Raw genomic sequence first — 20,551 nt, forward strand, 5'->3', positions numbered from 1 at the left:
CGTGCCCGGCACGCCCAGCGGAGCGCCTAACTCCACTCGGCGTGCCGGTCGTACGGCAGCCGCGACCGCACCGGCGTCGCGTCGAGCCGGGCCGTGATCACCAGCGTGCCCTCCTCGATCTGGTAGTCCAGCGGGAGGCCGAGACCGCGCATCGTGGCGACCATGCCGGTGTTCGCCGCCCGCGTGACCGCGTACACGCTTTCGCAGCCCGCTTCGACCGCCATCGCCACCAACCGGCCCAGCAGTTCCGCGCCGACGCCCCGGCGCTGCCACTCGTCCTCGACGAGCAGCGCGACCTCCGTCTCGTCGCCGTCCCACAGCAGATGGCCGAGCCCGACGATCCGCCCGGAGCCGGTCACCACCGCCAGGGTGCGCCCGAACCGCGGGCTGAGCAGGTGGTTCAGATAGCGGTCGGCGTCCCTGACCGGCCCGTGGTAGCGCAGCTGGAGCGTCTCCTTCGAGCACCGCTCGTGCATCTCCCGGGCGGCGTCGAGATCACGCTCGTCGGCCCGGCGCACGGTGATCGCGTCGCCCTCGGGCAGGGTCAGCACGTCCTGGCCGCGCGGGACCCGCGGACCCAGCCGGGCGTCCAGCTCGACCAGGGCCCGCGCCCGCGCGAACTCGGTCGGGGTGAACGGCAGGTACGGTCGCTCCACGGCGATCACCCCGCCCCCCGGTGCGCGCAGCCGCATCACCGTCTCCTCCAGCACGCCCTCCAGCGGCACGCCGTCCGCCGCGCGGTGGCCGCCGTCGGGCGTCGCGGGCAGCGAGCGGATGGTGCAGCGGCCCAGCAACTGGCGGAGCGCCAGTGGCAGTTCCGCCGCGTCCAGCGCGGTGCGGGTCGCCAGGCCCAGGATCCGGGTCGGCGCGTCCACCAGGTCGTGGGCGTCGGCCCGCTCGATCCAGGTGCCGGTGCCCCCGGCCAGCGCCACCGCCCGGCTGATCTCGGCGGGCGCCAGCTCGCCGGGCGCGCGCAGCAGCAACTCGTCGACGGTGCCGTCCCCCAGCGGATGCGTCTGGAGGCTCAGGATGTCCACGCGGTGGTCGGCCAGCGCCGTGCACAGCGCGGCCAGTGAGCCCGGCTGGTCCTTCACCGTCGTCCGCATCCGCCACAGCGTGCTCTCCTCTGGCGCCGTGCCCACGGGCGGCCCGGCCTGCTCCTCGGGGGAGCGCGGCCGGGCACCGGTATCGCTCGTCGGGGGTGCGTGGCCGTGGCGCCGTGCCCACCAGGTGTGGAAGGCGGCGGTCGCCAGCAGCACGACCGCCGAGATCGTCAGCAGGGCCGGGCCGTCGGGGCCGTGACCGATCAGGTTGGCCACGGCGTCCGCCACCGCGACCGCCGTGAACAGGGCGGCGAGTTCGACGACGTCCCGTCGCCAGTGGTGCACGGGACGCCCGTTCTTCGTGCGCGTCACTTCGGACATGTTCGGAGTCATGCAACCACTGTGGAGGAAGGGTGTTGCGTGATCGCGAACGCCCTGTGACTGATCGGTAAAGTGGGTATCTGCACCTTTTATAGGTTTTCTTGCGGTGGTGTTACGGCAGTGCCGTGGGCGACCGTCCTGTCACGCCGCCGCCTCCTCGGCGAGGGCCTCCCGCAGCCGCCGGGCCTGCGCCACCAGCCGGGACGAGCCCCGCCGGGCCGCCGCCTGCGCCAGGTGGGGTATCTCGCCGCGCGCCCCGGACCGCTCGGCGCACTCGGCGGCCACGGCCAGCAGCTCACCCAGACCCCGCGCCGCGGCGGCCCCGCCACCGGGCGCCAGGTCGGCCAGCAGCACCGGCAGGGTGTGCTGGAGCACGCCCCACAGCGTGGCGTGCGCGCCGGTGTCCGCCGCCGTCCGCGCCGACTCGGCCAGCCGCAGCGGCTTCACCGCGCCACGCCGCACCAGGTCCCCGAGGTCGGCCCCCAGCCCCGCCGTGTCGAGCTGCCCGCGCGCCGCCAGCACCAGCAGCGCGTCCACGGCCGCGAGCCGGTCCTCCGGATGCCGCGCGCCCAGGGCGTAGGCCAGGCCCAGGTGGACGGCGTCCCCCGCGGCGCCACCTGACTCGGCGAGCGTCGGTAGGACCGAGGCGGCGCCCCGGGCGTCGTCCACGGCCAGCGCGGAGAAGTCCCGCACCAGCCGCACCGCCACCAGCTCGCGCCGCTCGGGCAGCAGGGCCAGCCAGTGCGCCCGTATCGGCGTCTCCCAGTGCGGGCAGTACCGGTGGTCGACGCGGACGGACACCGGCCGGGCCAGGGGCCGGAACACCGCCGGGAAGTCCGCCTCGAACGCGAGGAGTTCGGGCACCTCTCCGTACTCGACCAGCAACCGGCCGTCCGCGACGCGGCGCCCGTGCGTGGGCGCCGCGGGCTCCGGCGCGGCCAGCCAGTGGGCCAGCCGGTCGCCCTCCGCCGTGCCGAGGGCGGCGGCCCGCTCGGCGGCGGCGACCGCCGCCGCACGGTCCGCACGGCGCACCCGCAGCAGGGCCTGGGCGAAGTCGGACGGCGCCACCCGAGCGCCCAGCCGCCGGTAGGCCTCCAGGCGGTCCACCAGCTCCTCCGGTTCCAGGAGCCCGTTGCTCCAGCTCGGCGTCGACAGCAGCAGCGGCAGCGGCTCGGTGGCCAGCCGGTGCGCCACCTCCCACAGGCGGGCGTCGAAGGCGCGCGAGAGGGCGCAGTGCAGACAGGCGCGAGGGCTCGTGCCGTGGGTGACCGCGCGGTGCAGCGTGTCGGTGCGGACGCCTCCGAACAGCGCGGCGAGCACCAAGCCCAGGCCCTGCGCGACGTTGAAGAAGCCGCGGTGGGCGGTGGTGAGGTACGCCTCCGCGTGGGAGCGGACGGCCGCCTCCTCGCCCCGCCACCACTGCCGTGCGACGACCGGCTCCAGCGCCTCCAGCAGGCCGTTCCGGTCGTGGTACGCGTGCCGGACCAGTCCGTCCAGCGCGCGTTCGAAGCCGGTCACGTCGTCGTGGGCCAGCAGGGCGGCGCCGGTCTCCTCCGCGACCTCCGCCGCCGTCTCCGGGGAGGGGGCGAGCCGCACCGGCACCTGTACCGGCGGGAGCACCTCGGCGTACCCCGCGTCCCCCGGGGCGGCCGGGGCGGCCGGGGCGGCACCCAGCGTCCCCACCGCGCGGGCGCGCAGCGCGGGGATCAACCGCTCGGCGTCCGCCGCCAACCGGTCGCGCAGCTCCGGTGCACCGGCCTTCTTCAGGTACCGCTCCACCAGCTTCAGCGCCCGCTCCTGGATGTCGGAGTCCTGGTGCCCGAACGCCTCGGCCGCCGCGGGCAGCAGCTCCACGGCCGCGGTCGCGTCCCGCGCGAGAACCTTCCCCAGCAGCACCAACTGCGCCCGCGCCAGCTTCTTCTCGCTGCGGAACAGCACCGCGCCCGACATCTCCGCCAGCCGACGGGTGTCCAGCCCGCCGTCGAGCGCCAGCGACGCCAGCACCGACTGGGCGTGCGCGGCCACCGGGGACGGCGCGTCCGAGGCCAGGGCCAGCCAGTCGGCGATCCGCTCGCGCGCCTCCTCCCGGCTGAGCGCCAGGGCCTTCAGCAGCCGCAGGAACAGCCGCAGGTCGGCGGAGGTGCCGCCGCGCAGCAGACGGGCCACACACGCGTCCACCGTGGCCCGGCGGTCCAGCGCGCCCCGCGCGGTGAGCCCGGCGAGGGCGCCGGTCCAGCTGTCGGGACCGTCGTCGTTGGGCCAGGCCAGCCTGCCGCCGATGTCGTCCGTCTCGAACAGCGCGGCCACCAGGGGCACCAGGTGCCGGTCCTGCGCCAGCCGGTCCGTCAGGGTGCCCCCGAGCTGCCAGGAGCCGTGCACGTGGTCCACCCAGCCCCGCACATAGGCGTCCGTCGTCGGCGCCGCGCACCCGGCGAGCCGCACCAGCCCGGCCATCAGCTCGTACGGCACCCAGGCCGTCGCCGGGCGCTCCGCGAGCCGGTGCGCCACATCGGCCAGCCAGTCGCTCTCCCGGTCGCCCAGCACGTACAGCAGCAGCGCGGGCGACGCGCCCGACCAGCGCATGTCGGCCGCCGCGAGCCAGCTCGCCACCCCGGCGGCACCGGTCTGACAGGCCGCCCCCGCCACGTGCAGGGCCGGATAGGCGCGCCGCGCCTGGGAGTTCCAGGGCTCTTTCCGCAGCTCCTTGCGCAGCTCCCGCAACCCGGTGACGCAGGACCGCCGTTCGGCGTCCGTCAGGCCGTCCAGCAGCCCCACGGCCTCCGCCGTCCGGCCCGCCCGCACCAGCTCCAGCAGCGAACTCATCGCACACCCCCGTCGGCCGTCGTCGTCACCGGCTCCGCCGCGGCGCCGCGTCGCACCATCCGCACGGCCAGCGCGTGCTTGCAGGGGCCGCGCCCGCCCCGGTACTTCGCCCACCACACGCAACTGCACCTGAGCGTCCCGCGCTCGTCGCGCACGTGGTGCACATGGCCGTCCTCGGCCGTCACCGTCGCCAGGCTGCCGTCCACGGCGACCGCGCCCGCCGCCACCAGCGCGCGGGCCGAGCGCAGCCGCGGGTTGTGCCGCTCCACGCGCCCGGCGTCGTACGGCAGCTCGCGGTGGAAGTAGGCCGCCTCCGCCGGGTCGTAGCCGACGCGGCCCGAGGTGCCGAGGCGGACCAGCGCCGCCCGCACCCGGGCCATCGGCAGCCCGGATGCGGCGGCCAGGTCGGCGACGTCGACGCGCGGCTCCCACGCCAGCAGCACCGAGACCAGCTCCGCGTCCTCACCCGCCTCGTCGGCGGCGAGGGCGTCCAGCACGCCGCCCTCGCCGGAGAACCCGCGCGAGGCGTCCGGCGACAGGGTCAGGGTGAGCCGCATCCCCGGCAGGACGACCTCCCAGGCACTGGCCACGGCGGCGACGGCGGGAGCGGCCGGGCCGTACACCCTGAGGGCCGTCGCATGGCGCAGCACCCGCTGGAGGGCGATCAGCCGCTCCGGACCCGGCAGGCACACCGCGCCCGGCACCGCCCGGGTCGTCGGCCGCAGCGTGGCCCCGGCGGGCACCACCCAGCGGGCGCCGCTCGACGCGCCCCGGGTGCCGCCGCGCGGCAGGGCGCGCAGGAAGCGCACCGCCTCCGCCGCGGGCAGCTCGGCCCGCAGCTCGAAGTCGGCCGCGATCACCTGGGCCTCGGCGAAGCCGCGCAGCCACCGGTCGGGCAGCGGGACCTTCTTCTCCACGACCGGCCCGTCCAGCGTGGTCACGGCCAGCTCCTCCGGGCCGACCCGCAGGTGCAGCGGATCGTCGGTGCCGATCCTCGACAGCGCCTCCCGCAGCGGGTTGTTGACGTCCACGTTGGTCGTGCCGTGGCCGACCTCGCCGCCGTCGAGGCCCGCCGACAGCACGTCGAGCCGGGCGTACACCCCGCCGCAGCCGGAGAAGGACTCGAAGCGCAGCCGGTCGCCGTTGCCCGTCACCACCGGGTCGAGGGAGGCCCGCAACTGCCGCTGGTAGTAGCGGGCCGCGGCCACGTCCGCCACCGCCAGCAACCCCGCCGACGCTATCTGAGGCGACGTCAGGAACCCCGCGAAGAACTGCGGATGGTCGCGCACGCCGGACGTCGTCGCGCCTCGGGAGGTCTCCAGCCCGAGGCGCCGTCCGCCTGCTGCGGACTCCAGCACGGAGGGTCGCCGGTAGGTCACGGCCTGCATGGATCGCGTCATGGGAGAACCGTACGGGCGACCACTGACAATCCGGCTGACCTGCGAAAACGCCTTGCCGAGGCGGAAGTTGGGGCTACTGGCCGACCCGGCCCGGCTGGAGCACCTTGGTGAACAGCACCGTGCCGTCCTGCTCACGCAGCCGGACCGTCAGCTCCGCGCTGTCGCCGTCGATGGCGACCTCGCCGAAGAACTGGTAGCCACCGGCCGGGGAGACGTTCGCCGCCGTCGGCGCCTTCACGAACACCCGCTCCGGACCGAAGGTGCCGTCGAGCGCGTTGGCGGGGAACGCGCCGGCGTTGAGCGGGCCCGACACGAACTCCCAGAACGGCTCGAAGTCGGTGAACGCCGCCCGCTCCGGCGGCCCGGCGACGGGCGGTGGGACATGGGTGGACCTCCAGGACGTCCAGGGCGGGAACCGGCCGGTGTGCCCTGCAACAACTACGGGCACCCCGCGGCGCTCACGGAAACCGCAGGTGAACAACTGACCGGGAACCCTCCGCGCGTCCCGGCGCTCAGGACGACGTCCCCCGGGCGCGCACCGCCTCCGCCATCAGCCGAACGCCCTCCCGGATCCGCGACGGCGGCAGATGGGCGTAGCCCAGCACCAGCCGCACCGCCGGCTCGCCCTGGTGCGCGTCCGGTCGGTTCCCCTGGTGCCGGTAGGCCGAGCGTCCGCACCGCCACCCCCGCCGCCGTCACGCGCGCGAGGAACCGCTCCTCCGGGCCGTACCGGTCCGGCAGCGCGGCGATGACGTGCAGGCCCGCCGCGATGCCGGTGACCTCCGTGCCGGGGAGGTGCTCCGCCAGGGCGGTGACCAGGGTGTCGCGGCGCTCCCGGTACGCCTGGCGGCAGCGGCGCAGCTGGCGGTCGTAGTCGCCGTGCTCCAGGAAGCGGGCGAACACCGCCTGGTCGAGGGTCGGATGGCCGAGGTCCATGGTCCGTTTGCGCCGCGCCACCTCCTCGGCCAGCGCCTCCGGTACGAGAAGCCAGCCCAGGCGCAGCCCGGGGGCCAGGGACTTGCTGACCGACCCCGTGTACGCCACGCGGGCCGGGTCGAGGCCCTGGAGGGCGCCCACCGGGGCCCGGTCGTAGCGGAAGTCGCCGTCGTAGTCATCCTCCAGGACGAGCCCGTCGACGGACCGCGTCCAGTCGAGGAGTTCCGCGCGGCGCCGCGCGGAGTAGGCGATCCCGGTGGGGAAGTGGTGGGACGGCGTCGTCAGCACCGCCCGGACCCCGGACGACCGCAGCGGGCCGAGCGCGAGGCCCTCGTCGTCGGTCGGCAGCGGGACGACGGTGACGCCCGTCGTCGGGTAGAGGGCGTCCAGGTGCGGGCTGCCGGGGTCCTCCACGCCGACGGCGTCGATCCCGCGCGCGTGGAGCACGTGCCCGAGCAGCGTCGTCGCCTGGGTGACCCCGGAGACGACCACCAGCAGCTCCGGGTCGGCGACCACGCCCCGGCGCCGGGCGAGCAGTCCGGCCAGCGCGGTCCGCAGCCGGGGCAGACCGCGGACGTCGGGGTAGCCGAGGTCCTGGTGCGGCAGCTCGGCCAGCACGGCGCGCTGCGCGGCGGCCCAGGCGGCGCGCGGGAACAGCGACAGGTCGGGGGTGCCGGGCACGAAGCCGACCCGGACGCCGGGGGAGTGGGGCGCGAGGTCACGCGCGCGGGGCCGGGCCGCCCGTACCGCGTCGCCCACCCACGTCCCGGCGCCCCGCCCGGCGCGCAGGTAGCCCTCCGCCGTCAACTGCTCGTACGCCTCGGTCACCAGCCCGCGCGACACCCCGAGGTCGGCCGCGAGGTCCCGGCTGGACGGCAGCCGGGTCCCCGGCGCGAACTGCCCCGAGCGCACCGCCTCCCGCAACGCCGCCTGAAGGGACCGCCCACGCGCGCGTGCGGGCGCCGAAGCGGCGCCGAGGAGCAACTCCCGGGCGGCGGCTCCGACCAACGGCGGTGCGGCGGCTCCGGAGGACGAACCGGCGGCCCCGGACGGTGACAGCGTCATATCCCAGGACCCTAGGCCAAGCGGCCCCCGCGCCGCGCCCGTGTTTCACGAGGGGTTCCACCACCTGCCGCGTAAACAGAGTGAAAGACCGCAGCGAGGGGGCAGGCTGATGTCGGGCCCCGGTACCGTCCGCGCAATTCTGGAGCGCCCGTGGATGCCAAGAACCGCTTCGAGACGAAGACCACCTTCGCGCTTTCCCGGCTCGAATGGCTGGCCGCTCTCACCGTCTCACTCGTGCTCGCCGTCCAGCACTTCCCGGAAATCCGCTGGTGGGTCTTCGTCCTGCTCTTCGCGGTGATCGACGTCATCGGCTACGTTCCCGGCGCCATCGCTTACCGGCGCAGTCCGGACAAACGTATCTCCCGCGGCTACTACGTGGCCTACAACACCATGCACAGCCTGGTCACCGCCGGTGTGCTGGCCGGGGCGTGGGCGCTGTTCGTCCGCCCGGAATGGGCCCTCCTCGCGCTCCCGATCCACCTCATGGGCGACAGGGCGCTCTTCGGGAACTCCCTGAAACCGTTCGGCGTCTCCTTCGAGCCGGAAACCGACCCGGCGTACCGGGACTTCGAGCAGAGGTACGGAAAAGAAACGGCGCGTATCCCGATGGAGGGCACGAATGCAGTCGGTGCTTGACACGCTCGCCGCACACAGTGACAACCCCAGTTCCTTTCTCGCCCTGAACAGCGGGAACGAGTATTTCCGCGACGACCGCTTCGACGGCGCCTGCGCCTATCGCCGGTCAGGACGGTACGTACTGCAATTCGGCGGCCCGTTCACCGCGCCCGAACACCGCGCGGAGCTGCTGACGTCCTTCGCCGAGCACGCCGGGCGGCGCCTGGTCGCCGTACAACTCCAGCGCGAGGACGCCGAGCTGTACGCGCGGCACGGGTTCACGGTCAACCAGATCGGGGCGTCGTACGCCGTCGACCTGGCCCGGTTCACCCTGCGCGGATCGACGTTCGTCCGGCTGCGCAACAAGATCTCCCGGGCCCGGCGGGCCGGTCTCCAGGTCGCCGAGCTGCGCCCCGGTGACGACCCGGCGGACCTCGACGCGCTGGACGACCGCTGGCTGCGCGACAAGGGCCGTCACGTCAAGGAGCTGCGGTTCCTCGTCGGGCAGCGCACCGGCCCGCTCCAGGAGCACCGCAGGCTGTTCGTCGGCCGGATCGACGGGCAGGCCGTCGGATACATCAACTACTCGCCGGTCTACGGCAGTCGACCGGGCTGGCTGCACGACCTCAGCCGCAGGGTGCCGGACGCGCCGCCCGGTGTGATGGAGGCCCTCAACGCCACCGTCGTCGAACAGTTCACCGGCGAGGGCGCCGGCTGGCTGCACTTCGGGTTCACCCCGTTCACCGGGCTGGACCAGGAGCACGAACTGCCGGGCGCGAGCCGGATGTTCACCCGGTTCACGCGGCTGCTGGCGGAGCACGGCACGGCGATCTACCCCGCCGCCTCGCAGCTCGAGTACAAGGAGAAGTGGGCCCCGCACGCGGTCCTCCCCGAATACCTCGCCTTCCTGGGCAAGCCCCGCCTCGGCGCCGTATGGCAGCTGCTGCGCGCCACCAACGCCGTATGACCCCGGTGACCACCGGTGTACCGACGACGACCCGACCCCGGAGGACTGGACGTCCATGAGATTCCTCGAGCGTGAACGCACCACCCTGGCCAAGCTGCTGCCCGACCTCGACGCGGCGCTGCGCGAGATCCCGCTGATGGAGCTGGAGCGGCCGGGCAGCCCCGGCATCAAGCTGTTCCGCGACAGCGGCGGCCCCGGGCTGCTGGTCCCCGAGTCGCACCAGGGCCGCGGGGCCACCGCGCTGGACGCGCTACGGGTGCAGCGGGCCATCGGCGCACGCTCGCCGTCGCTCGCCGTGGGCACCACCATGCACCACTTCTCCATGGCCACCCTGGTCGGGCTCGGTGCCCTCGGCGACGGCATGGAGTGGATGCTGATCGAGGGGGTCGCCGCCTCCAACCGCATCATCGCCTCCGGTTTCGCGGAGGGCCGCAGCGGCTCCGGCATCCTGGAGCCGACGATGACCGCCGAGGTCACCGGGGACGGCGTACGGATCAACGGCGTCAAGCGGCCGTGCAGCCTCGCGAAGTCCATGGACGTGCTCACCGCCAGCGTCCTGGTGCCCCGCGAGGACGGCCAGGGCGAGGAACTCGCGGTGGCGCTGGTGCCCGCCGAGAGCGAGGGCCTGACCGTCAGCGGCTTCTGGTCCAGCACGTTCCTCGCGGGCGCCGAGAGCGAGCAGGTCACGCTGACCGACGTCCTCGTACCGTCCGAACTGCTGCTGCGCACCGCCGCCCCCGCGGGCCAGCGCCTCGACGAACTCCAGACGGCCGGGCTGGTCTGGTTCCAGGTGCTGATGACCGGAAGCTACCTCGGCGCCGCCAGCGCCCTGGTGGAGCGGGTGCTGCTCAACGACCGCATCCCGGAGCACGAGCGCGTGCGGCTGTTCGTGGAGACCGAGGCGGCGATGGCCACCGCCGAGGGCGTCGCCCGCCGGGTGGACGCCGGGGACCTCGGCGAGTCCGCGCTCGCCCAGGCGCTGTACGTCCGCTACGGCGTCCAGGACGCCCTCGCCCGGATCGTCCCGCGCGCCGTCGAACTCCTCGGCGGCCTGAACTTCATGACCTCCGACGAGGTCGGCCACCTCGCGGCCAGCTCCAACGGGCTCGCCCTGCACCCGCCGTCCCGGGCCCGGATGACCGGCCCGTTCTCCGAGTACCTCGCCGACCAGCCGCTCGCGATCGCCTGACGGCACCCGGCACACCGCCTCACACCAGCCGCCACCCCCCTGCGAGGGAGCACCGTATGCCGCGACATCTTCCGTGTCCCACCGAGTCCCGCGTGCCCCGCCCGCGCGCGGGTGACCGTCCCACCCTGCTGCTCACCGGCGGCTCCGGCGTGCTCGGCCGGGCCCTGATCGACGAGCTGTGGGAGGACTACGACCTGCTCTGCCTGCGCCGCAACCGCCCGCTGGGCGACCCGCGCGTGCGGGAGCTGCCGGGCGACCTGGTGGCGCCCCGCCTCGGCCTGTCCCCGCTGGCCTGGCACGAACTGGCCCTGGAGGTGGACATCGTCCTGCACTCCGCGGCGGCCACCAACTGGAAGGTCCCGCCCGAGGACATCGTGCGGACCAACACCGTCGGCACCGAGAACATGATCGACCTGGCCGCGCGGGCCGACGCGCCGCTGTACCTGGTCAGCACCGCCTTCGTGGTGAACACGCCCACCGAGGAGGACCACCGCCGCTTCCCGGGCGCCGCCGCCTACCTCGCCTCCAAGGCCACCGCCGAGCGGCTGACGCGGGACTCGGACCTGCCCGGCGCCATCGTGCGCCCGTCCGTCGTGATGGGCGACTCCGTCACCGGGTACATCGCGGGCGAGCAGGGGCTGACCCGGACCATCGGATCCATGGTGCTCGGCCAGGTGCCGGTGCTGCCCGGCGCCCCGGACGCCAAGGTCGACATGGTCCCGCAGGACTACGTCACCCGCGCGATCTCCGACCTCATCCGCGGCGGGGTGGGCAGCGGCGAGTACTGGCTCACGGCGGGCAAGGAGTCCATCGAGCTGCGGGAGATCGCCGACGTCTGCGGCGAGTTCGCCGTCCGCAACGGACTGCCGCTGCCGCCCCGGCCCCGGCTGATCCCCGTCGAGGCGGTGCACCGGCTGCTGCTGCCGATGCTGGAGGGCACCGCGCTGCCCGGCACGATGCGCCAACGCTTCCAGCACTACGCCGAACTGCTGCTCTGCTTCCAGACCGAGCTGCCGTTCGACACCTCACTGGGTGAATCCTTCGGCGATTCGCACTGCGGCATCCGTCTGACCCATGCCGACATCCGGGCCGCGCTCGTTCGCAATCTGGAGTGCTGGGCGGAGGGCAGGCCAGGACTCCTGCGCAAGCACCGCACCGGCCAGGTCCCGACGATGCCCACGGAGGTGGCGTCATGACGTTCTCCCCACCTGCGCCCCGCACCGCCCCCGACGCGAGCACCCCGGGCACGGCCGTCCCCGGCGAGCCGGGCGTCGTCGAGCTGTACCAGCGGCACATCGGCTCCGGCCGCGCGGTCATGGGCCGGGTCATGGGCGGCATGGCCGAGGTCCGCTCCGAGGGCTGCTGGATCCACACCGACGACGGCCGCCGCTTCCTGAACTTCGGCGGCTACGGCGTCTTCCTCCTCGGCCACCGCCACCCGGCCGTCGTGGAGGCGGTGCACCGGCAGATCGACGCCCACCCGCTGGCCAGCCGGGTCTTCCTGGAGCCGGTCGCGGCGCACGCCGCCCAGGCGCTCGCCGCGCACACCCCGCCGGGCCTGGACCACGTCCACTTCGTCAACTCCGGCGCCGAGGCGACCGAGGCCGCCCTGAAACTGGCCCGCGCCCACGGCCGCAACGCCGTGATCACCACCCGCAAGGGCTTCCACGGCAAGACGCTGGGCGCGCTGAGCGCCACCGCCAACGCCACCTACCAGACGCCGTTCCTGCCGCTGCTGCCCGACGTCACCCAGGTCGAGTTCGGCGACGCCACCGACCTGAGGCAGGCGCTCGCCAGCCGCCGCGACCGGGCCTGCGTCATCCTCGAACCCGTCCAGGGCGAGGGCGGCGTCCGCATCCCGGAACCCGGCTACCTGCGCGAGATGGCCGCCCTGTGCCGGGAGTTCGGCGCCCTGCTCGTCGTCGACGAGATCCAGACCGGCATGGGGCGGCTCGGCACCTGGTGGGGCGTCGACGCCGAGGACGTCCGCCCCGACGTGCTGCTCATCGGCAAGGGCCTGAGCGGCGGCGTCGTACCGATCGCCGCGATGGCCGCCACCGCGGACGCGTACCGCCCCTTCGGCCAGGACCCCTACCTGCACACCTCCACCTTCGGCGCCTCGCCCATCGCCTGCGCCGCCGCGCTGGCCACCGTACGGACGATGGAGCGGGAGAACACGGTCGCGCGGGCGGCGGCGCTCGGCAGCCGCATCCTCGCGGGCGTGCGCGAGGTCTGCGCCCCCTACGACGGCGGCCTGGTGCGGGACGTGCGCGGCCGGGGGCTGCTGATCGGCATCGAGTTCAGCGCCGAACGGGCCGTCGGTGAGCTGCTCCTCGAACTGATCGCCCGCGACGTGCTGGTCAACCACTCGCTGAACTCCACCCACGTGCTCCGGCTGACCCCGCCCGCCGTGGCCGACGACGCCGCGCTCGGGCTGTTCCTCAGCACCCTCGCCGAGGCCCTGCGCGCCACCGCCGCCCGCATGGCCGCCTGACCCGGCCGACCGCCCGCGGACAGACACGTACCGACTGGAAGGGAACCCGAGCGTCATGCGCCATGTGGTCCTGCACGCGATCGCCGACGGCCAGGAACCGGCCGCCGTCTACCAGAGCATCAGCGACTTCCGCCGCTACCCCGAACTCACCGACACCGTCCACGAGGTACGCGTCGACACCCTGCCCGACGGTTCGGCGGTCTCCGACTGGACGGTGGAGTTCCGCGGCGGCCTGATGCGCTGGCGGGAACGCGACACCTTCGAACCGGAGACCCTCACCCTCACCTTCGAGCAGCTCAGCGGGGACTTCCTGATCTTCGAGGGGAGCTGGCGGTGCACCCCGCACGAGCGCGGCACCCTCATCGTCTTCAGCTCCTCCTTCGACCTGGGCATCCCCACCCTGGCCGACATCCTCGACCCGGTGGCCGAGTCCACCCTGCGGACGATCATCTCCCGGATCGTGGAAGGACTCGTCGGCGCGGAGGTGACCGATGAGTGCGCCGCCGCGGCCCGCAGCTGACCTCCTCGCCGTCGGACGCGCCTCCGGCGACCCGCTGCGCGAGGAACCCGGCCCCGGCGCCGCCCGCTGCCTGGGCCTGTACGCCAAACTGGCCGCCGGGGTGAGCGTCGTGACGGCGCGCGGTCCCGAGGGCCCCCTCGGGATGACCGTCTCCGCGGTCACCTCGCTGTCGGCCCGGCCGCCGCTGCTCGTGGCCTGTCTGCGCGACGGCTCCCGCACCCTCGCCGCCGTCACCGCCCGCCGGACGTTCGCCGTCCACCTGCTGCGCGAGGAACAGCACGACCTCGCCCTCCGGTTCGCCAGCCCCACCACCCCCGCCGCCGACCGGTTCGCCGACACGGACACCCGGCACGTCCTCGGCGTCCCCGTGCTCGCCGGCGCGCTCGCCTGGTCGGTGTGCCTGGTGGAGGACGTCCGCCGGTACGGCGACCACCACCTCGTCGTCGGGCGGGTGGCGGCCGTCCACGTGGGCGGCGGGCGTCCGCTGCTCTGGCACGACCGCGGGTTCCGCTCCCTGACCGCACTCGCCCCGGACGGCCCCGGATGAGCGCAGGCCCGGCCGGAACCCCCCACTGGGACCCCGCGGAACTGCCCCCGCAGCCCCCGCTGCACGGCGTGGTCACCGCCGACGTGGCCGTGGTCGGCGCCGGACTGGCCGGGCTGGCCTGCGCCTACCACCTGGCGGAACGGGCCCCCGGCCTGGACGTCGCCGTGGTCGACGCGAGCCGCCCGGCCGCCGGGGCCAGCGGACGCGGCACCGGCCTGCTCGGCCCCCGCGCGGGACCGTCGATCGACCGCGCCGTCCAGCGCTTCGGCCCGCGCACCGCACGCCGGATGCACCAGGCCAGCGTGCGGGCCGTGGAGGACGTCCTCGACCTGTGCGCCCGCCTCGACGCGCGCTGCGGACTGCGCCCCGGCGCCCAGCTGATGGCGACGCGCTCCCGCGCGGGACTGACGGCACTCGCCCGGCAGGCCCGCGCGTACCGCGGCCTCGACCTCGACGTGCCCGTGCTGTCCCCGCTGGGCATCCGGGCCCGGGTCGGCGTGCCGTACAGCGCGGGCCTGCTCCACCGCACGGCCGCCACCCTGGACCCCGCCGCGCTCACCTGCGCGCTCGCCCGCGCCTGCGCCGCCAAGGGCGTGCGCTTCTACGGCGAGAGCCCGCTGCGCGCCGTACGCGCCGGGGACCTGGTCGGCTCCGAACTGGTCTTCCCGCACGGCCGCCTCTACGCCGGGCAGACCGTCGTCGCCGTCAACTCCGCGGCCCAGCCGCTCGACCTGCCGGTCGGCACGGTCCTCCCCCTGGAGGTGTACGCCATCGCCACCGCGCCGGTCCGCCGCACCGCGTACGAGGCCCTCGGCGGGCGCGACGGGTACGCCGTCGTCGACGCCGTCCCCACGGCGCCGTACTTCCGGACCCTCCCGGACGGCGGACTGGTCGCGGGCGGCGGCACCGTCACCGTCCCGGTCGGACTCGGCACCGACCGGCTCCGGGCCGCCCGTGAGCGGGCCTGGGACTGGCTGGGGCACTGGTTGCGCGCCCTCCACCCCGACCTGCGCGACGCCCGCGTCCTGCACCGGTGGTCCGGCCGGATCGGGATGACCGGCGACGGCCTCCCCGTCGTCGGGCCGGTCCGCGGCCTGCCGGACGTCTGGTACATCGGCGGCTGCTGCGGGCACGGCCTCGCGCTGTCCGTGGCGCACGGCGCGCACGTCGCCGCCGCCCTGCTCGGTGAGCCGGAACCCGGCGACCCCCTGCCCTGGCACCGTTCGGCCGCCCCCCGGATGCCCGTCCAGGGCCTCGGCCGCCCCCTGCTGCGGGCCACGCTGGACACGCTCTGCCGCCACACCCGGCGTACCTGCTGACGGCCCGGCCCGTTCGCCCCACCCGACGAGGAGGTTCCATGACCCGAGCCCGTTCCGGCACCGGCGGCGGTCTGCCGCCGTCCGTGCCGATGACGACCGTGGACGTCGCCTACCACCTGGCCACGCGCGGCGGACCGCTGCCGGTCGTCTTCGTGTTCTGGTTCTCCGGACGGGCGCCGACCCTGGACGCCGTACGCGCGCGCGTGGCCGACCGCGCGCCCACCGTGCCGTCCCTGCGCTACGGCATCGTCCGGGACCGCACGGTGTTCCGGCGCGCCGACCGGTTCGCCGTCGAACAGCACGTCCACGAGGCCCGGCTGCCCGCCGACGACGACGGCTCCGCGCCGGGCCGGATGATGCTGACCCACCCCATGGCCGGAGGGGGCCGCCCGTCGTGGGACGTGTGGCTGCTGCGCGGCGACGACGGCTACGCCCTGTGCTACCGCACCGACCACGCCCTCCAGGACGGCGTCGGCGCCGCCCACGCGGTGCGCGCGCTGCTCGACGACCACCCCGAGGCGGGTGGCCCGCCCCCGGCCCGGCTGGCCCGGCCGACCGCCCGGGGCCTGGTCAACGCCGTCGGGGACGTGGTGGCCTCGCTGCGCGGCGGACGGCCCATGCCCGCCTTCGACGGGACGGAGATGCGCAACGGCGTCGTCTGCCACGCCGAGACCTCGCTGGCCCGGCTGCGGGCCATCGGCCGCCCGCGCGGCGGCACCGTCAACGACGTCTACCTGGCCGCGCTGGCGCACGCCGTGCACACCTGGCACATGAAGGAGACCGGCACCGCCCACCCGCCGCTGCCGGTGGTCATCCCGATGTCGGTGCGCACCGCGGGCGAGGAGCACGCTCCCGGCAACCGGATGATCGTGGCCCGGCTGCTGCTGCCCTGCGACGAGCCGAAGCCGGGCCGGGCGCTCACGCGCGTGATGGCGGCCACCGACCGGCTGCGCACCAGCCGGCAGCGCGACGCGACCCGGCTGCTGCTGGCCAGCGCGCCCCGCGCGGTCGGCGCCCGGCTCGGCACCCGGATGGTCAACGGGGCGGTGGTCGCCGGTCCCGCCAGCAGCGTCAACTTCGGGCAGGCGCTGGTGCACCAGGGCGCCGCGGCCCGACGCGCCGCGGTCTTCGCGGACCTGGCCGGCAGCGTCCCCTGGGTGGTGACGCTGACCAGCCAGCACGACACCGCCTGCCTGTCCGTCGTCCACGACGCGTCGGTGGGCGGCGCGCGGGAGCTGCCGGACCTGTGGCTGGCGGCGCTGCTGGAGCTGGAGCAGACGGCGTAGCGCGCGCGGCCGAGAGCCCCGGACGGCGGCCGTCCGGGGCTCTCGGCCGTCATCCGGTGCCGCGCAGCGTGCCGGTGGTCAGGAACACGCACCGGGTGGCGACCTCGTGCAGCAGCGGCAGCTGGCGGGAGAACCGCTCCACCACGTACGGCAGCGTGGAGAGGTCCGCGACCCGCGCGTCCCAGCCGTGCTCCGCCCACCAGCGCTCCGGGTCCTCCAGCTGCCACCGCCAGGAGATCCCGGTCGACGCCAGGGCTTCGAGGAACGGCGCCACGAACGACGACGACCCGGACCGCGTGCTGACGCACTCGGCGCCGAACGTGCTGCCGGGGGCGGACAGCTCCGTCATCGTGCCGACGATGTCCGCCACCGCCCGGGGCGGCAGGAAGTACAGCGGCGCCTCGCAGAGCCACGCCGTCGGCCGCCGCGGGTCGAAGCCCGCGGCGAGCAGCTCCGCGCGCCAACCGACCGCGGGCTCGGCCTCCACGAGGGTACGGCGCCCGCAGGAGGGCTCACTCAGGTCGAGGACCCGCTCCTTGAACGCCAGGACGGCCGGGTGCTCGACCTCGAAGACATGCGTGCCGGTCGGCCAGTCCAGCCGGAAGGCGCGGGTGTCCAGACCGGCGCCGATCAGCACCACCTGCCGGCTGCCCGCGCGGGCGGCGTCCGTCAGGTGGTCGTCGAAGAACCGGGTGCGGACGACCATCCAGTCCGGCAGCAGCCGCTGGAGCGGCCCCTCGCCGGGCGGCCCGTCCTGGAAGCGAGCGGCGTGCAGGAAGTCGGCGGCCCACGGGTCACGGACGTACGGCGCCTCGTGGCCGTACTCCACGGCGTGCGCGGCGGCGGTCCACAGCGCCGCCCGGTGCACCCCGTCCAGCGGCGGGGACGGCGGTGACGGGGATTCGGTGGTGTCGGGCACGGGTGTCTCCTGGTGAGCGTGGGGTGGAGCGGGCGGGTCAGCGGTTGCGGCGGCGGTTCACCATCAGGGCGAGGGCGCCCAGGGCCAGCAGCCCGCCGGACGGCCGGGTGGGACGGTGACCGCCCATCGCGGCCGGGGTCCGCGGCTCGTGCACGTTGACGGCGAACTGGCGGTTGGCGATGTCGGCGAGGGTGCCGCGCAGCTGCTCGGGACTGTTGACGGCGGTGACCAGCAGTTCCATGGAGTTGCGGGCGAACTGGTTCTTGCCGAGGAACTCCCGGCCGAGCGCCCACAGGATCCTCGGCACCTCGCCCTGGAACACCTCCGGCAGCGTGATCTCCGGCGCCAGGTGGCGCACCGAACCGTCGAGGTTGGCGAACGACTTGCCGAGCAGGGACACCGCGGGCGGCGAGCCGATGCCGCGCTTGGTCGCCTTCCCGAGCACCGTCGTCAGGGAGAGACCGAAGTTCATCTCCTCCAGGGACAGGTGCGACACCTTCGGCACGAACGCCGCCATGTCCGCGGCGAACGCGGGCATGTTCGACCACGGCGTGATCCGCCCCATGCCCGCCCAGTGGTGCGCCAGGCCCGCGCCGTCGTTCTGCGCGAGCGTCATGAACAGCGGCAGCAGCTGGAGGCTGGTACGCCGGTCCAGGCGGCCGACCATGCCCCAGTCGATCAGCGTCGCCGGGCCGCCGGGCTGCGCGAAGACGTTCCCCGCGTGCGGGTCGGCGTGGAAGAAGCGGTGCACGAAGTAGCCGTGGTACATGAAGCGCAGCAGGTCGCGGCCGATGTCGACGCGTTCGTCGTCGGTGAAGTGCTTCCGGTCGATGTGGCGTACGGACTTGCCGGGCGCCAGCGACTGCACCAGCACCCGCTGACTGGCGTGCAGCACCTTGGGCACCTCGAGGGTGCGGAAGGACCGTACGTGCTCCCGGGCCTCGTCCATGTTGCGGGCCTCGCCGGTGAAGTTCAGTTCCGGCTCCATGGCGTCGAAGACGGCGCCGAGCATGGCCTCGATGTCGATGACCTCGTTGAACCGGGGCGCGACCTTGGCCACGATCCGGGAGGCCCGGCGCATCAGGGCCATGTCGGCGAGCACGCCCTCGCGGATGCCGGGCCGCTGGATCTTGACCACGGCGGGCCGCCCGCCGGGCAGGGTGACCCGGTAGACCTGTGCGAGGGAGGCCGCGCCGAGCGGCTTCACGGTCTCGATGTCGTCGAACCGCAGCTTCCAGTCCGGGCCGAGGTCACCGGCGAGGACGGGTTCGAAGACCGAGAAGGGCTGGATGTCGACCTGGTCGTGCAGGTTCTGGAGTTCGTCCCGGATCGACTCGGGCACCATGTCGGGGCGGGTCGACAGGATCTGCCCGAGCTTCACGTAGAACGGGCCGAGGCTCTCCAGGGCGTGCCGGACCGCCGCGGCGCGCCGCTGGGTGTCCCCGGCGGGGGCGTCCTCGGCCTCCGCCGGGGACGCCCCGTCCCGTCTCCTGCGGAGCCGGGCGGCCTGACCCACCTCGTCGGCGACGAGGGTCCCCAGGACTTTGACCACCAGGCGCAACCGGTCGCCGACGACGGATGCCATCGTGTGTGATCCTCCAGGTCGGTGCGGAGTGGCACGGCCGTGGGCCGACGGGCTCGGCGGGGCCGGCGAGGGTGGGACGGGGCGTTGCCCGTGGGCGGCGCGGCCCGTCAGGTGGACTGCGGCTTCCCCTCCGCCCCTCCGCCCTGCTGCTGTCCCGCCTGTCCCTGCTGGCCGCCGAACAGCTGGCCGACGCCGGGCAGCCCACCGGCCAACTGGCCTGCCTGCTGGGCGGCCTGCTGCGGGAGGCCGCCGAACCCGCCGGCCATCTGGGCGGCCTGCTGCGGGAGGCCGCCGAACCCGCCGGCCATCTGCGCGGCCTGCTGCGGGAGGTGTGCCAGCTGCCCCGGCAGTCCGGCCGCCGTGTTGAGGACGTTGCCCACACCCCCGGCGGCCTGCCCGAGGCCGCCCGCCAACTGGCCCGTGCCACCGGCGAGCTGACCGAAGCCCTGGAGCGCCGAGAGCATGGCCATCGGGTTGCCGCCACCGCCGAGCATCTGGAGGGCGGCGAGCGGGTTGGCCGCCGCCGCGCCACCGGTGAGCATGTTGAGGGCGGCCAGCGGGTTGCCGCCCCCGCCCATGAGCTGACCGGCGGCGCCCGGGTTGAGGGCCCCGGACAGCAGGCCCAGCGCGTTCCCGGGCAGCCCGGTCAGGGCACCCAGGGAATTGCTCGCGGAGCTGGAATTGTCGGTGTCGTTCCGGTTGATGAGGTCGTCGATCAGGTCCTTCCAGTTGTCGGTCACACCGCCGACGAAGTCCTTCAGGATGTCCTGCAGGTTCTTGCCCATACGGGTAATTCCTTTCGGTTTTCTGCGTGCTTGGTTTGACGGGTGGTTTGGCGGGTGGTTCGGCGGATTCCGCGTTATTCAGCCGACGCGGTCTCCCATGGCCTTCATGCAGGCCGTTTTCAGGCGAGCGCGACCCCTGGTGAAAGCGGCTTCGGCAGCCTTGATCGAAATGTTGTGCATTCGGGCGAACTCCGCGGTGGAAATCCCGGCGGCGCGAGCGAGTATGACTTCCTGTTCGCGTCCGCGCAGTTGCCGCACCTGGCCGAGCAGCCATCTGCCGAAGTCCTCGTCGCAGACGTCCTCCTCCGTCGTCCCGGGATCGTCCAGCAGCGCCGCACGCTGTACCAGGCGCCGACGGCGCTCCATGTCCCGGTAGAAGTCGATGCAGAGGCGGATGGCCACGGAGGTCAGAAAGGGGCCCAGCCGGCTTCGGTCCAAGTCGGCGTGGGCGGCCGCGCGTGCCATGGTTTCCTGGACGCAGTCCTCGGCGTCCTGTTGGCTTGGGAGTCTCCGGCGAACCAGCCGCATCAGACGGTCCTGGTGCTGGGAGATCTCTTCCCAGGAACATGCGGTGGGCGGTGGGCAGGTTAAGTTTTGCGCCATGGGGATTGCAGCCCATTGTCTCTCGATTGGGCAGGTGGAATGGCGGCCGAATTTGAATTCGTGGCCGTATTGTT

16 protein-coding genes and 2 pseudogenes are annotated in these 20,551 nt (G+C 74.4%); 9 read left to right on the plus strand and 9 right to left on the minus strand.

The annotated features are described in order from the left end of the window. Positions 1-26: 26 nt before the first annotated feature. The 5 genes and pseudogenes from ABZ659_RS08825 to ABZ659_RS08845 all read right to left on the minus strand — a co-directional run bounded on the left by ABZ659_RS08825 (position 27) and on the right by ABZ659_RS08845 (position 7,648). The gene (locus ABZ659_RS08825; protein ID WP_360215139.1) at positions 27-1,424 is read right to left on the minus strand and encodes a GNAT family N-acetyltransferase; all 1,398 of its coding nucleotides are present in this window, start codon (positions 1,422-1,424) and stop codon (positions 27-29) included. A 141-nt stretch (positions 1,425-1,565) separates the two neighbouring features. Further along, positions 1,566-4,247, minus strand: coding sequence for a DUF6493 family protein (locus ABZ659_RS08830; RefSeq protein ID WP_360215142.1), 2,682 nt, complete (start codon positions 4,245-4,247; stop codon positions 1,566-1,568). Then, positions 4,244-5,647, minus strand: a complete 1,404-nt coding sequence (locus ABZ659_RS08835) for an SWIM zinc finger family protein (protein WP_360215145.1) — start codon at positions 5,645-5,647, stop codon at positions 4,244-4,246. The genes ABZ659_RS08830 and ABZ659_RS08835 overlap by 4 nt, the downstream gene beginning before the upstream one ends. A gap of 73 nt (positions 5,648-5,720) precedes the next feature. Beyond that, positions 5,721-5,999 (minus strand): annotated as a pseudogene (locus ABZ659_RS08840) (alkaline phosphatase); the annotation flags it as partial. 160 nt (positions 6,000-6,159) lie between these two features. Then, a pseudogene (locus ABZ659_RS08845) lies at positions 6,160-7,648 on the minus strand (PLP-dependent aminotransferase family protein). Between the two features lie 150 nt (positions 7,649-7,798). Between ABZ659_RS08845 and ABZ659_RS08850 the strand changes: the two are divergent. The 9 genes from ABZ659_RS08850 to ABZ659_RS08890 are packed head-to-tail and all read left to right on the plus strand — an operon-like array spanning position 7,799 to position 16,585. After that, positions 7,799-8,284, plus strand: coding sequence for a hypothetical protein (locus ABZ659_RS08850; protein WP_360215148.1), 486 nt, complete (start codon positions 7,799-7,801; stop codon positions 8,282-8,284). Beyond that, positions 8,268-9,230, plus strand: coding sequence for a DUF2156 domain-containing protein (locus ABZ659_RS08855; RefSeq protein ID WP_360215151.1), 963 nt, complete (start codon positions 8,268-8,270; stop codon positions 9,228-9,230). Before ABZ659_RS08850 ends, ABZ659_RS08855 begins: the two co-directional genes overlap by 17 nt. Before the next feature lie 55 nt (positions 9,231-9,285). Then, on the plus strand, positions 9,286-10,419 hold the full coding sequence (locus tag ABZ659_RS08860) for an acyl-CoA dehydrogenase family protein (RefSeq protein WP_360215154.1): 1,134 nt from the start codon (positions 9,286-9,288) through the stop codon (positions 10,417-10,419). Positions 10,420-10,475: 56 nt separating this feature from the next. Continuing rightward, the gene (locus ABZ659_RS08865; RefSeq protein ID WP_360215157.1) at positions 10,476-11,615 is read left to right on the plus strand and encodes an SDR family oxidoreductase; all 1,140 of its coding nucleotides are present in this window, start codon (positions 10,476-10,478) and stop codon (positions 11,613-11,615) included. Then, complete coding sequence (locus ABZ659_RS08870; protein ID WP_360215160.1) at positions 11,612-12,913, plus strand: aminotransferase class III-fold pyridoxal phosphate-dependent enzyme; 1,302 nt, start codon at positions 11,612-11,614, stop codon at positions 12,911-12,913. Before ABZ659_RS08865 ends, ABZ659_RS08870 begins: the two co-directional genes overlap by 4 nt. 55 nt (positions 12,914-12,968) lie before the next feature. Continuing rightward, on the plus strand, positions 12,969-13,433 hold the full coding sequence (locus ABZ659_RS08875; RefSeq protein WP_360215163.1) for an SRPBCC family protein: 465 nt from the start codon (positions 12,969-12,971) through the stop codon (positions 13,431-13,433). Then, positions 13,405-13,980 (plus strand): flavin reductase family protein, encoded by a 576-nt coding sequence (locus ABZ659_RS08880; protein WP_360215166.1) that lies wholly within the window; start codon positions 13,405-13,407, stop codon positions 13,978-13,980. Before ABZ659_RS08875 ends, ABZ659_RS08880 begins: the two co-directional genes overlap by 29 nt. Further along, positions 13,977-15,299, plus strand: coding sequence for an FAD-binding oxidoreductase (locus tag ABZ659_RS08885; protein WP_360215169.1), 1,323 nt, complete (start codon positions 13,977-13,979; stop codon positions 15,297-15,299). The genes ABZ659_RS08880 and ABZ659_RS08885 overlap by 4 nt, the downstream gene beginning before the upstream one ends. Positions 15,300-15,337: 38 nt before the next feature. Beyond that, on the plus strand, positions 15,338-16,585 hold the full coding sequence (locus ABZ659_RS08890; RefSeq protein ID WP_360215172.1) for a wax ester/triacylglycerol synthase domain-containing protein: 1,248 nt from the start codon (positions 15,338-15,340) through the stop codon (positions 16,583-16,585). A 49-nt stretch (positions 16,586-16,634) separates the two neighbouring features. Here ABZ659_RS08890 and ABZ659_RS08895 read toward each other — a convergent pair whose 3' ends face one another. The 4 genes from ABZ659_RS08895 to ABZ659_RS08910 all read right to left on the minus strand — a co-directional run bounded on the left by ABZ659_RS08895 (position 16,635) and on the right by ABZ659_RS08910 (position 20,402). Continuing rightward, entirely contained in the window at positions 16,635-17,504 is an 870-nt protein-coding gene (locus tag ABZ659_RS08895) for an SAM-dependent methyltransferase (RefSeq protein ID WP_360215175.1), read from the minus strand. Positions 17,505-17,541: 37 nt separating this feature from the next. Further along, on the minus strand, positions 17,542-19,089 hold the full coding sequence (locus ABZ659_RS08900) for an AarF/UbiB family protein (RefSeq protein ID WP_360215178.1): 1,548 nt from the start codon (positions 19,087-19,089) through the stop codon (positions 17,542-17,544). Between the two features lie 107 nt (positions 19,090-19,196). Continuing rightward, positions 19,197-19,874, minus strand: coding sequence for a hypothetical protein (locus ABZ659_RS08905; RefSeq protein WP_360215181.1), 678 nt, complete (start codon positions 19,872-19,874; stop codon positions 19,197-19,199). Between the two features lie 78 nt (positions 19,875-19,952). Continuing rightward, entirely contained in the window at positions 19,953-20,402 is a 450-nt protein-coding gene (locus ABZ659_RS08910) for a sigma-70 family RNA polymerase sigma factor (RefSeq protein ID WP_360215184.1), read from the minus strand. Between the last annotated feature and the right edge of the window lie 149 nt (positions 20,403-20,551).

Source organism: Streptomyces sp. NPDC006997, from assembly GCF_040635175.1.
In the GTDB taxonomy this organism is placed as follows: Bacteria; Actinomycetota; Actinomycetes; order Streptomycetales; family Streptomycetaceae; genus Streptomyces.

Excerpts from the sequence above, each read along its gene's own strand:
- ABZ659_RS08880 (WP_360215166.1), top strand. The coding sequence starts at position 13,405 with ATGAGTGCGCCGCCGCGGCCCGCAGCTGACCTCCTCGCCGTCGGACGC.
- ABZ659_RS08865 (WP_360215157.1), top strand. The coding sequence starts at position 10,476 with ATGCCGCGACATCTTCCGTGTCCCACCGAGTCCCGCGTGCCCCGCCCG.
- ABZ659_RS08885 (WP_360215169.1), top strand. The coding sequence starts at position 13,977 with ATGAGCGCAGGCCCGGCCGGAACCCCCCACTGGGACCCCGCGGAACTG.
- ABZ659_RS08870 (WP_360215160.1), top strand. The coding sequence starts at position 11,612 with ATGACGTTCTCCCCACCTGCGCCCCGCACCGCCCCCGACGCGAGCACC.
- ABZ659_RS08900 (WP_360215178.1), bottom strand. The coding sequence starts at position 19,089 with ATGGCATCCGTCGTCGGCGACCGGTTGCGCCTGGTGGTCAAAGTCCTG.
- ABZ659_RS08910 (WP_360215184.1), bottom strand. The coding sequence starts at position 20,402 with ATGCGGCTGGTTCGCCGGAGACTCCCAAGCCAACAGGACGCCGAGGAC.
- ABZ659_RS08830 (WP_360215142.1), bottom strand. The coding sequence starts at position 4,247 with ATGAGTTCGCTGCTGGAGCTGGTGCGGGCGGGCCGGACGGCGGAGGCC.
- ABZ659_RS08890 (WP_360215172.1), top strand. The coding sequence starts at position 15,338 with ATGACCCGAGCCCGTTCCGGCACCGGCGGCGGTCTGCCGCCGTCCGTG.
- ABZ659_RS08875 (WP_360215163.1), top strand. The coding sequence starts at position 12,969 with ATGCGCCATGTGGTCCTGCACGCGATCGCCGACGGCCAGGAACCGGCC.
- ABZ659_RS08835 (WP_360215145.1), bottom strand. The coding sequence starts at position 5,647 with ATGACGCGATCCATGCAGGCCGTGACCTACCGGCGACCCTCCGTGCTG.
- ABZ659_RS08905 (WP_360215181.1), bottom strand. The coding sequence starts at position 19,874 with ATGGGCAAGAACCTGCAGGACATCCTGAAGGACTTCGTCGGCGGTGTG.
- ABZ659_RS08860 (WP_360215154.1), top strand. The coding sequence starts at position 9,286 with ATGAGATTCCTCGAGCGTGAACGCACCACCCTGGCCAAGCTGCTGCCC.
- ABZ659_RS08825 (WP_360215139.1), bottom strand. The coding sequence starts at position 1,424 with ATGTCCGAAGTGACGCGCACGAAGAACGGGCGTCCCGTGCACCACTGG.
- ABZ659_RS08855 (WP_360215151.1), top strand. The coding sequence starts at position 8,268 with ATGCAGTCGGTGCTTGACACGCTCGCCGCACACAGTGACAACCCCAGT.